We start from the raw sequence: 11,909 nt of genomic DNA on the forward strand, positions 1-11,909 counted from the left end.
ACACCTGTGAGTGTCCACACAGATTTCTTGTTTAGATTGTTAAAGAGCATTTGACCATCTACTTCGCGTTACCGCTCAGCGGGTCAGGGCTGCGTATTCTACGCATTTCCCGAGTCGCGTCAAGGCGTTTTTGCAAACTTCTTGCCGCTTTCGAATCAACTGCACATTTTGCATTCGATTCGCACTGATACCGGATTCGCTTTCGCTGTCTGCCGTGTCAGTGGATGCGCATTATAGGCAGCAGAACTTTTTGTGCAAGGGCTTTTTTGAAGTTTTTTGCATTATTTTTCAAATGCCTTTTTACACCCAATCTAGGCACAAGCTACCCACGAGTTATACCCAGAGTTATCCACAATCGCTGTATTTATCACCGCTGAGTGCCGCTCAAAATCGCTAAGAGAAACGATTTATCACTCAATACAGACGCATGGTTGCAATATTAAAGAAGGAATAAAGATGAAATTCGGCAATGAGGATGGAAAAGCTAAATAGAGGAAGTCGCGACCTTATACTTATATAGCTATATAAAGTACAAGGTCGCGCAACGCGCGCTTACTTGTGGTGTTAGTTAGCACTCCACAGTAACTGGCCGCAATCGGTAAGATCGTACCCACCTAATAACGAGGCCATTTGGCGCGTATGCCCGCTACTCAACATAGTAAAGAGCTGTTGCAGTTGTCTGCGAAAGTAAATGCTTTGCGGCATCACAAAGTCGAAGGACTCTTTAACGAGTGGCACGAAGCTTAAGCCGCTCTCTAAGGCAACGGATTGGCAACCGAAACCTATGTCGGCATCACCCCGCGCGATATATCCTGCAAGTTCACGTTCGCTATAGGCCGTTAGCACCACATTGAGTTGATCTAAACGTGCCCCTTGCTTTAATAGCCATTGTTCTAGATGTTGCTGACTACCAGCGCCACCTTGGCGACTGACCCAACGCCAGGGTAAGGTGAGTACCTTATCCTCTTCTTGGCATCTGTGGTGCATATCGGTACGCATGATCAAGCCTTGCTGGCGGGAATAACCATGCACCATGATCCATTGTTGGTGGTTTTGATAACCTTTAAGTAAGGCTGGATGACGGATATTCCTATCCTCCATGCTACCCCAGTGCAGGGTACAAACGTCGGCATAGCCCTTTGCTAATAGCTCTAACCCGAGGCGCGAGCCCGTTGCGCTGTAACTGATCAGTTCACGGCTACCCACCTGTGCCATCAAGCGCGCCACTAACATAGAAAGCAGGGGATCATCACTGCCAGTGATCAAGAGCCGGTCGGTTAACATACCGCTGTGGCAGGAGTCCATCACCCAACGGTCAATTAACACCTTAGGGAATAGCCATTTACCGGTGATTTTCGTTGCAGGCAGAATTCGGTCATTCGCCATAGCGTAGACTTTCTTCTCGTTTAGATCTAAATACTCAGCAACCTGCTTCGCGCTCATGTAAATCAATTCACTGGCGGATGTCATCTTATGTCCTTGTCGTCCTATCTCTTCTAAATTCAACCGATACCATCGTGAGCAGCTTATTTGCCAGCAGTGGTATTCGCATCAAATTCAATATTTTCACTACCGTGATAGATCAAAAAGTGGCGCCCTTTCGCCCGGGCAATAATGGTGATGCCCAGCTGCTGCGCAAGCTCTAGCCCCATTTGCGTCACGCCACTGCGCGATAGCAATACGGGGATCCCCATTTTGGCAACCTTGATCACCATCTCCGAAGTGAGTCGCCCCGTGGTATAGAAAATCTTGTTATCGCCCCGATCCTGAGCCAACCACATATCACCCGCTAAGGTGTCCACGGCATTGTGGCGCCCTACATCTTCTACGAAGGCAAGAATTTGGTCGTTCTCGCAAACACCACAGCCATGAACAGCGCCGGCATTCTTATAAGTGTCATTATATTCATTGATATTTTTAAGCAAACTGTAGAGCGTACTTTGCTTAAGACTTGGCGTGGGCAGCTGGATATCATCTAAATCCTGCATAAAACTGCCATAAACTGTCCCTTGGCCACAGCCTGAAGTCACGGTTTTTTCTGATAATTTTTGCTCGATATCGGCAGTTTGCTCGCGGGTTAACACGGCGGCGGAGTTCACATCCCAATCGACAATCACTGAGTCCAACTGGCTAACATCGGAAATAAAGCCTTGATTTTTAAGATAGCCTAACGCAAGCGACTCGGGTTTAGCTCCTAAGGTCATCAGGGTCACAATCGGACGCCAGTTCAGGTAAACCGTTAAAGGTCGCTCACAGGCAACATGCTTATCGATCACTTCACCCGATTCGTCTACGGCTTTGACGGCAATCGTTAACGGCACTTCAGCCTGGGTTTTCACAAAAGTGAAGGCTGGTTTCGCTGGCGATGGAGGGTCATTCGGCTGTGCTTGCTGAGCAATATTAGAACTATTATCAGAAATCATAATGTTACCGCTTTACGTGTGATGGCATCAGCATAGCAATATTTATACCTAGGTATGAAACTCTGGGCTAAATGCGTGATCCGTCGCAATTATGAATATTCCAGTGGGCGTAAATGTCCCAGACAAAATGACTCATTAGACAAAATGTCCTAAATTTACCCTTATTTTGATGATCCACCTCAAACAAATACCCCCTGTTTAATGGCATTAATATTGCAGTGACCTTTTATCGCAATCAGTAGGGGAAAGAGAACCGTTCGCTCAGGTTCGCCCCTCTCGGCTGAAACGGAGAGACAATGCAACATACCACTAGTGTTTGGCCAATGTACGTTTCGCTCAAAAAAGTAGAGAAACAAATGGGTCGTTGGACCTCAGTACAATGGGAAATCGATCATCTACTGCCCGCCACCCACGAAGCCCCCGAAGGCGCAACCTTAGTACTGCTAGAACTGCACAAAGATGAACGCGCCAGTTATCGCATCAACCTCGACATGGATAATGCCATGCTGTACTTGGTCTGCGATGAAATGGCAGACGGCACTTGGGTACCCGCGTTACTCTCGGCAGATCAAAACGTGGCGGCAGGCTGCCTTGAAGGCAACACCCCCGTTATCAACATGCTGATGCCAGAGGCGATCGCCTGCTGGATTGAAGCCTTTATCACCCAATACGGCGAAGTTGAAATCGCCGCATATCGCCGCAAGCATGTCGACCACCGTAAAAACCAAGGCCCTAGCCACGACCCACTGCGGAGGGACTAATGGCTGACTCAACCCCAAAGGCTAACGGCTTTTTTAGCCGTTGGAGCCAGCGCCGTGAGCAGGTCGCCGCCGAAGAAGCCGCACTTGCAGCTCAAACGGCCGAAAAAACCGCGGAAGCAAACTTAAATACCACAACTGAGCCCACTGTGGTTGAGCCTGCCGCGCCGACTTCTGAACCTCAGAATACCTTCCCACAAACCGATGAGGATCCCAACCGCCTCCTCACCGCGGAAGAGTTGCCCAATCCCGAAGAAATTGAGATTGGCGGCAGCTTTGCTAAGTTTATGGGAGCCAATGTTGACCCCGCGGCCAAAACGGCGGCGCTGCGCGCATTGTGGAAACAGCCCCATTTCAATGAGATAGATGGTCTTTTGGAATATGCGCTCGACTACAGCAATCAGCCCAAGCTGACGCCTGAGGTATCTGCTGAGTTAGCCCAAAAAGTATTCCGTTTTATCACCAAAGAGAATGAAGAGTCAGACGAAGATCCGACCTCAATCCCTAGCGATGCGGTGGTGAATACAGAAAATGCAATGGAATCAAAAAACAGTGATGTCGAAACCGAATTAGCAAACACTCAGATCACGGACAATTTGGATGGGGAGACTGATGACCTACCCCAAAATGCACCAGAGCCTGCCGCTCAGATGCAAAAGCCAGTTGTTTAATGTCAGTTTAGCTAATTTTTATGTCCATAACTTTGGTATGTGAATTGCTGTACTAAGGGATAAAAACTTAGATAAAAGCAGAAAAGGCAAGGACTTAGTCTCAAATTACCGCCTAAATCTGCAGCAAAACAGCTATAAAAGAGCAGCCAAAGTACTGTTCAGGAACGCAATGTGAGCACTCATTTGATGACCAATCAAACCCAGCTTGCGCTAAAACAAGCGCGGCAAAATGTGTTAGCCCAAACGCAGATTTTACAGAATCTGATCCCGCCAACAGTGAGCTACACCACTGAAGGCACAGTGCTAATTATTGGCCCAGAGGATCTGGCACGCCTCGCGGCGGACAAATTGTCCACTATGGCGAGCCGTGTGATTTTGGCTAACGAAGCGATTACCAGCCAAGATGAAACCCACCTTGAACAGGTGATGGCTGCGGCGACGGATGTCGAAAGCTACTACAACAGACTCATTGGCATTAAAGGATTTTTAGGTCAATTCCAAGTCAGCGTTGAGCATCAAAATGGCGCGGCGGAATTGAGTGTTGTCGCCATTCGTAAACCTCATTTCGATTTGATCCTCGATTTAAGCAGCACACCTTGCCTGAATTTAGAGATGCTGCCGCCGGGCTATTTCTATGTCGGTCAAGACGAAGCCAAACTGGCCGATGCGCTGGAGCAACTCCCTGAATTGGTGGGCCAGTTTGATAAACCCCGTTACGTTAAAATCAATGCCGACTTATGCGCCCATGACCGTAATGGCATCAACGGCTGTAACCGCTGCCTCAACTTCTGCCCCGCCGATGCGATTAGCAGTGTTGCCAAGAAAATTGAGGTCGACCCTTACCTCTGCCACGGCGCAGGTAGCTGTGCGAGTGCCTGCCCGACAGGTGCAATTGGTTACGACTTACCGACGCCACAGGCACTGCATTCTTACCTGAATAAGATTATCAACCGTTACCGTGAGCAAGCCCAAACCGCCCCCGTGATCCTGTTCCACGACAACGCGGTTGGCGCAAGCTTGATAGGGGACGACTTAGCCGGGGATGTGCTCCCCGTTGCCCTAGAAGAAATCACCGTTGCCAGCATTGACCATTGGTTAGCGGCTTTGGCTTGGGGCGCACGCCAAGTGTTAATTCTCAATACCGAGGCGACAGCTCCCACACTCACGCAAATGTTGAAAGGGGAACTCGCTTTAGCCAACAGCATGTTAGATGAAATCGGCCAACCGCAGCGCCTGAGCCTTATCGACCCAAGCATGCTAACGAATTTGGAGCCGCTGCTCGATATCAGCCTCGATTGGCCAGTGATTGTGCCGGGCGCTTTTGCATCGACCACTAAACGTAACACCTTGTTTGACGCGATTGACCATCTGAACAGCCAGGCAGGTGAAATCAACAGTAGTTTAAGTATCAACAACGTTCCCTACGGCAAAGTCAGCGTCAATGTCGAGAAATGTACTCTGTGTATGTCCTGCGTGGCGATTTGCCCCACCATGGCATTGCAAGATGGTGGCGACAAACCTGCACTACACTTTATTGAGCAAAACTGTGTTCAATGTGGCTTATGTGAGGCGGCGTGCCCTGAAAAGGTCATCAGCCTGACGCCACAAATTAACTTTGATAAAGCTGCTCGTCAGCAATTACAAACCCTGAAAGAAGAAGCCCCATTCGAATGTATTCGCTGCGGCTCTCCTTTTGCGACCCAATCTATGGTGCATCGGATGCTGGATATGGTCGGCGCGCACAGCGCATTCTCAGCCAATATTGAACGGCTGAAAATGTGTGGCGATTGCCGGGTAAAAGACATGTTTGAAGACATTCTTCAAGATCCTGAAAAGCAACTGCGATAAGAGATCCGCTATGACCGAATCAGTAAGACAAGTATCAGAAAACGATCAGTTGAGAGCCGATATCTATCAACTGTTGGCCGCCCTGTTGCGTCGCCATCCAAACCCTGAGCTGCTGCAATTTTTGGCCAATCTTGAAATCGATGCCAATGAAGACAATGAGATGACCAAGGCTTGGTTATCCCTGCAATTGGCCGCCCAGCAGTTCAGCAGTGAACAATTAGAAGATGAGTATTTTGCCCTGTTCCTCGGTGTGGGTTGTGGCGAAATTCTGCCCTATGGCAGCTGGTTTATGACGGGCTCACTGATGGATAAGCCTTTAGCTCTGCTGCGCCAAGACTTAATGCAACTCGGTTTTGAACGTGAAGAAAACGTCAAAGAACCCGAGGATCATGTGGCCGCACTGTGCGAAGTTATGGGCATCTTGATCCTAGAAGCGCCAGGCTACCGTCAATTGGCATTCTATCAACGCCACATCGGCAGTTGGATTCAGCGCTTCTGCGACGCCGTCAGCAAAGCCCCAAGCGCGGCGTTTTATGCCACAGTTGCCCATCTTGCGAAGGCATTTTTCGAGATGGAAGCCACCGAATTTGAACAACTGAGTTTAGACATTCCCGTCAATTGCCCCGGCAGTGCGGAGCTACAACCCGCCGCCAGCGATTTAGAAAAACAAGTGGAATTAATGAACTAAACTTAAAACGGTTGGCGATACGCAGATTCAGTGCCTATCGCGTTTTAGTTTGATAGGCAAAGGTGGACTTAAGGTTCACCTTTGCCACAAAAAGGAAGCTTAGGCTTCCACAGTAACCGAGGTGGTCGTGGTATGCATCACCTCATCCAGTAACACAAGGAGACACTATGAAGAAGCAAGCTTCCGACATGGGCCGTCGTCAATTGCTCAAAGCATTGGCACTCGGCAGTGCGGCTGGCGCGGTAGCGACTGTTAGTAGTCAGGCATTAGCCGCGACCCCAACCGTTGCCCCTGTCACCCCACAAAGTGACAACTACCGTGAAACCGACCATATCCGCAACTACTATGCGTCGTTGAACAACTAACCAGAGGAGAGTGTGTGATGCGATTAACCCGCAAAACAGACCAAGTTGTTGAGCCCAAAGTGGCCGCTCTAGGTCTTAATCGTCGCCAATTCTTAAAATCGGCAGGTCTTGCCACTGGTGGAATTGCAGCAGCTTCAATGCTGGGCACAGGTATGATGCGTAAAGCACAGGCGCAGGAACATATCCCCCATAATGCACCGACTGAAGTCAAACGTACCATTTGCTCTCACTGCGCTGTGGGTTGTGGTATCTATGCTGAAGTGCAAAACGGTGTGTGGACAGGTCAAGAACCCGCGTTCGATCATCCATTTAACCAAGGCGGCCACTGCGCGAAAGGGGCTGCACTGCGTGAACACGGCCACGGTGAAAAACGCCTGAAATACCCAATGAAGTTAGAAGGCGGTAAGTGGAAAAAGATCTCCTGGGATCAAGCCATCAATGAAGTGGGCGATAAAATGACTGCGATTCGTCAAGAATCGGGTCCAGACTCTATCTACTTTATGGGTAGTGCTAAGTTTTCTAATGAACAGGCTTATTTATATCGCAAACTCGCGGCACTGTGGGGCACAAACAACGTCGACCACTCAGCCCGTATTTGTCACTCTACCACGGTAGCCGGTGTTGCTAACACTTGGGGCTACGGTGCGCAAACCAACTCGTTAAACGATATCCGCAACTCTAAGTGCATCATGTTCGTGGGTTCAAACCCAAGTGAAGCACACCCTGTCGCCATGCAACACATTCTGGTGGCAAAAGAACGCGACGCTAAGATCATCGTTGTTGACCCACGTTTCACCCGTACTGCAGCCAAGTCTGACGAGTACGTGCATATCCGCCCAGGTACCGACATTCCCTTCATCTATGGTCTGTTATGGCACATTTTTGAAAACGGCTGGGAAGATAAAGAGTTCATCAATCAACGTGTTTACGGCATGGAACGTATTCGCGAGGAAGTGAAAAAATATACCCCTGAAGAAGTCGAACACGTTGCTGGTGTGCCTAAGGCGCAAATGTACCGTATCGCTAAAATGTTAGCCGAAACCAAACCAGGCACCATCGTATGGTGTATGGGTGGTACTCAGCACCACGTCGGTAACGCCAACACCCGTTCATACTGTATTTTACAGTTAGCACTGGGCAACATGGGCGTGTCTGGCGGCGGTACCAACATTTTCCGTGGCCACGATAACGTGCAAGGTGCAACCGACTTTGGTTTGTTATTCGATAACTTACCCGGTTACTACGGCTTAACCTCAGGCGCCTGGGCGCACTGGTCTGGCGTTTGGGACTTAGATCCTAAATGGGTTGCTGGCCGTTTCGACCAAGGCGAATACTTAGGTCAAACGCCACAAACCTCAACGGGTATCCCCTGCTCTCGCTGGCACGACGGTGTACTAGAAGATAAAACCAAGATCGCGCAGAAGGACAATATCCGTCTGGCGTTCTTCTGGGGTCAATCAGTTAACACCGAAACCCGTGGCCGTGAAGTGCGTGAAGCGCTGAACAAGTTAGATACTGTGGTCGTTGTCGACCCAATCCCAACCATGGCAGGTGTAATGCACCAGCGTAAAGATGGGGTATATCTGCTCCCAGCGGCGACCCAATTTGAAACCTACGGCTCAGTGTCTGCCACTAACCGTTCGATTCAATGGCGCTCTAAAGTCATCGAGCCACTGTTTGAGTCTCTGCCTGACCACGTGATCATGTACAAACTGGCGAAAAAGCTGGGTATCGAAAAAGAATTCTGTAAGCACATCCAAGTGAATGGCGAAGAGCCATTGATCGAAGATGTGACTCGCGAGTTCAACAAAGGTATGTGGACCGTAGGTTACACAGGTCAAAGCCCAGAACGTTTGAAAATGCACCAAGAAAACTGGGGCACCTTCGATGTAAACAGCCTGACCGCCCCGGGCGGCCCAGCTAAAGGTGAAGTTTACGGCTTACCTTGGCCATGCTGGGGTACACCAGAAATGAAACACCCTGGTACCCAAATTCTTTACGATCAATCTAAAGAAGTGAAAGACGGCGGCGGTACTTTCCGTGCCCGTTATGGTGTTGAACACAATGGCGTCAGCATTCTTGCCGACGGTTCATTCTCTAAAGGTAGTGAAATTCAAGATGGTTATCCTGAGTTTACCGCCGACATGCTCAAGCAATTGGGTTGGTGGGATGACTTAACCGAAGACGAGAAGAAACTGGCCGAAGGCAAAAACTGGAAGACAGACCTGTCTGGCGGTATCCAACGTGTTGCAATCAAGCACGGCTGTATTCCTTTCGGTAACGCGAAGGCACGTTGTATCGTGTGGACTTTCCCAGACGATATCCCGCTGCACCGCGAGCCACTCTACACTCCTCGTCGTGACTTAGTCGCTAAATACCCAACCTACGAAGACCGTATGGTTGCTCGTCTACCGACGCTGTATAAGTCAATTCAGGATAAGGACTTTACCCAAGGCTTCCCACTGACACTGACCTCGGGTCGTTTAGTGGAATACGAAGGTGGTGGTGAAGAATCTCGTTCTAACCCTTGGTTGGCCGAGCTACAACAAGAAATGTTTATCGAAATGAACCCGGCAGACGCTGCTGACCGTGGTATCCGTGACGGTGACAATGTCTTTGTTCATAGCCCTGAAGGCGCCAAGATCACAGTGAAGGCAATGGTGACACCACGGGTTGTTCCGGGTGAATGTTTTATGCCATACCACTTCGCCGGTATCTTCGAAGGTGAAAACCTCGCGAAGAATTACCCAGAAGGTACAGTACCTTATGTACAAGGTGAATCGGCAAACACCATTTTAACTTACGGCTATGACGTTGTGACTCAGATGCAAGAAACTAAGTCCAGCCTTTGCCAAGTTAGCAAAGCCTAACCTACTTGATGAGGAGATAAGCCATTATGGCAGTCATGAAATTTTTGTGTGACACCAAACGCTGCATCGAGTGTAACGGCTGCGTCACAGCATGTAAAAACGAAAACGACTCCGCGCTTGAGTGGGGTATTCAACGTCGCCGCGTGGTGACGATTAACGATGGTCAACCGGGTGAAGCATCGATTTCAGTAGCATGTATGCACTGTACCGACGCTCCTTGCATGGCCGTATGTCCGGCAGATTGTTTCTACCGTACCGACGATGGCATTGTGCTACACAACAAAGATACCTGTATCGGTTGTGGCTACTGCTTCTATGCCTGTCCGTTTGGTGCACCACAATTTCCGAAGAAAACCGCCTTCGGTAGCCGCGGTAAAATGGACAAGTGTACTTTCTGTGCCGGTGGCCCAGAAGAAACCTTCTCCGAAGCCGAGCACAAGAAATACGGTGCAAACCGTATTGCTGAAGGCAAGCTACCTATGTGTGCTGAGCTTTGTTCAACCAAAGCGCTGCTTGCGGGTGATGCGGAAGTGGTATCAAACATCTACCGTCAACGTATGGCCTCTCGAGGCAATCCTAACGTGATTTGGGGCTACAACCCAAAGACCGGTGAGATTAACTAAGCAGAGTGAAGGTTAGGGAGTCATCCCTAACCTCTGGCAAGGAGTGAAAATGTTAAACAAACAGTTAAACAAATCACTGCGCAGTCTGTTTGCTCTGATGGTACTCGTGATGGGATTGGGCCTAGGTTCAGTAATGAGCGCAAGCCCAGTACAGGCAAGTGATCAGCAATCGAGTCAACAACAGGCGAAAGCGCAAACCAGCGAAGCCGATCTGTGGCGCGCGGTAAAGTCGGGTGAAACCGGCTATACCACAGCCAAAGGGGTCGAAACTGGGGTGTTGATTAACGTTGCCGGCAACCAAGGTAAAGAACTGAGAAACCAATACATCACCCCGATTATGGCCTTGGCTGTAACGGGGGTGTTTGGCGCTTTCTTACTGTTTTACCTGGTGAATGGTCCTTCAAGACTCAGCCACGGCTTTTCAGGCAAGATGGTGGCACGTTGGTCTAAGGCGGATCTTTGGATCCACTGGATCATGGCCATCAGCTGTCTCACGCTGATGTTTACCGGCTTAACCATTATGCTCGGTAAGCATGTTGTGCAAGAGCTGCTAGGGCCGGACATCTGGGCACCGCTGATCTACGGCAGTAAAACCGTGCACGACTGGGCTGGTCCGATTTTCATCATGGCGTGGATTGTCTGCGTGGTGAAATGGATGCCGCTACAAACCTTTAAGATGTACGATCTTAAGTGGTTCTTGGTAGTCGGTGGCTATATCAACTTTGGCCCATTCAAAGGCAAACACCCTGACAGTGGTTTTGCTAACGCCGGTGAAAAAATGTGGTTCTGGACACTGACCCTATTCGGGCTGTTTATCAGTGTGTCTGGCATCATGTTGGTATTACCCGGCTTAGACCTGCCCCGTGAAGCCTCGATGGGCGCGCTGCTGATCCACTCGATCAGTGCCGTTATCCTGATTGCCTTTACCATAGTGCATATCTGGATGGCGACCGTACTCAGTGAAGGCGGTATGGAGTGTATGAAGTCAGGCTATTGTGATGAAAACTGGGCAATCCAGCATCACAATTTATGGTATGACGAAATCAAAGCCAACGGCAGTCTGCGTTATAAAGACTAACTAAAGCCTAAAGCTTTACCCCGATAAAAACACCTCGCACAGCGGGGTGTTTTTTTACCTAGAGCCAAAAAAAACAAACCATTAACAAGCGTTTCATTTTTATCCGAAAATTGACCCATTTTTGCGTGCTCACACAAGTGCTGAAACCATGAGCGAGTTAACGCTTTTGCATCAGCGCGCCTGCCTGTCCGGCAGCAAACTGTTCTAGATCAAATCCTACTCAATCTTTTCCTACTATATTGCCCTCACGCGCGATGATTAACGGCAAGCAAGATGATTTCATTATCTTTTCCACCTCTAATCTTCACTTTTTGATAACAAGTTAAACCCCTCGAAAAGTCGCGCCATCCAAGAACCATAACCCCTCATTCAGGAGTCAGCATGAAGCAACAACCTAGCGATTTATCTCGCCGTTCTTTGCTTAAAGCACTCACCGTTGGCAGCGTTGCCGGCGCCGCAATTGCCGCTACCGGCATGAGCGCAGCCCAAGCCAGCGAGAGCAGCAAGGTAACAACCAAAGAGCCTAAGGGTTACCACGAAACTGCGCACATTATCAGCTATTACGATAGCCTGCGTAGCTAATCT

At 49.3% G+C, this 11,909-nt stretch carries 11 protein-coding genes; 9 read left to right on the forward strand and 2 right to left on the reverse strand.

The window, feature by feature from the left end; all coding sequences use genetic code 11:
• Nucleotides 1-564: 564 nt before the first annotated feature.
• On the reverse strand, nucleotides 565-1,470 hold the full coding sequence (locus M0415_RS15145; RefSeq protein ID WP_011718636.1) for a substrate-binding domain-containing protein: 906 nt from the start codon (nucleotides 1,468-1,470) through the stop codon (nucleotides 565-567).
• 56 nt (nucleotides 1,471-1,526) lie between these two features.
• The gene (locus M0415_RS15150) at nucleotides 1,527-2,423 is read right to left on the reverse strand and encodes a formate dehydrogenase accessory sulfurtransferase FdhD (RefSeq protein ID WP_249556425.1); all 897 of its coding nucleotides are present in this window, start codon (nucleotides 2,421-2,423) and stop codon (nucleotides 1,527-1,529) included.
• 296 nt (nucleotides 2,424-2,719) lie between these two features.
• Here M0415_RS15150 and M0415_RS15155 point away from each other — a divergent pair, with 296 nt between their 5' ends.
• From M0415_RS15155 to M0415_RS15195, 9 genes are all read left to right on the forward strand, one after another.
• Nucleotides 2,720-3,184 carry a DUF3305 domain-containing protein gene (locus M0415_RS15155; protein WP_039976978.1) on the forward strand — a complete coding sequence of 155 codons (465 nt, stop codon included), beginning with the start codon at nucleotides 2,720-2,722 and terminating at the stop codon, nucleotides 3,182-3,184.
• Nucleotides 3,184-3,852, forward strand: coding sequence for a DUF3306 domain-containing protein (locus M0415_RS15160; protein WP_249556426.1), 669 nt, complete (start codon nucleotides 3,184-3,186; stop codon nucleotides 3,850-3,852). The genes M0415_RS15155 and M0415_RS15160 overlap by 1 nt, the downstream gene beginning before the upstream one ends.
• Nucleotides 3,853-4,038: 186 nt before the next feature.
• Complete coding sequence (locus tag M0415_RS15165) at nucleotides 4,039-5,700, forward strand: 4Fe-4S binding protein (protein WP_249556632.1); 1,662 nt, start codon at nucleotides 4,039-4,041, stop codon at nucleotides 5,698-5,700.
• A 10-nt stretch (nucleotides 5,701-5,710) separates the two neighbouring features.
• A complete protein-coding gene (locus M0415_RS15170; RefSeq protein WP_249556427.1) occupies nucleotides 5,711-6,388 on the forward strand; it encodes a TorD/DmsD family molecular chaperone in 678 nt (225 codons plus the stop codon).
• A gap of 167 nt (nucleotides 6,389-6,555) precedes the next feature.
• Nucleotides 6,556-6,753: a twin-arginine translocation signal domain-containing protein gene (locus M0415_RS15175; protein WP_249556428.1), complete on the forward strand. Its 198-nt coding sequence runs from the start codon at nucleotides 6,556-6,558 to the stop codon at nucleotides 6,751-6,753.
• Nucleotides 6,754-6,770: 17 nt separating this feature from the next.
• Nucleotides 6,771-9,623, forward strand: coding sequence for a molybdopterin-dependent oxidoreductase (locus M0415_RS15180; RefSeq protein WP_249556633.1), 2,853 nt, complete (start codon nucleotides 6,771-6,773; stop codon nucleotides 9,621-9,623).
• Between the two features lie 26 nt (nucleotides 9,624-9,649).
• On the forward strand, nucleotides 9,650-10,246 hold the full coding sequence (fdh3B, locus tag M0415_RS15185; protein WP_007651894.1) for a formate dehydrogenase FDH3 subunit beta: 597 nt from the start codon (nucleotides 9,650-9,652) through the stop codon (nucleotides 10,244-10,246).
• Between the two features lie 49 nt (nucleotides 10,247-10,295).
• Nucleotides 10,296-11,324, forward strand: coding sequence for a formate dehydrogenase subunit gamma (locus M0415_RS15190; protein WP_011624443.1), 1,029 nt, complete (start codon nucleotides 10,296-10,298; stop codon nucleotides 11,322-11,324).
• A gap of 381 nt (nucleotides 11,325-11,705) precedes the next feature.
• Nucleotides 11,706-11,906 carry a twin-arginine translocation signal domain-containing protein gene (locus M0415_RS15195; RefSeq protein WP_011624444.1) on the forward strand — a complete coding sequence of 67 codons (201 nt, stop codon included), beginning with the start codon at nucleotides 11,706-11,708 and terminating at the stop codon, nucleotides 11,904-11,906.
• The last annotated feature ends 3 nt before the right edge of the window (nucleotides 11,907-11,909 follow it).

Source organism: Shewanella sp. 10B (assembly GCF_023475885.1).
Taxonomy (GTDB): Bacteria; Pseudomonadota; Gammaproteobacteria; order Enterobacterales; family Shewanellaceae; genus Shewanella; species Shewanella mangrovisoli.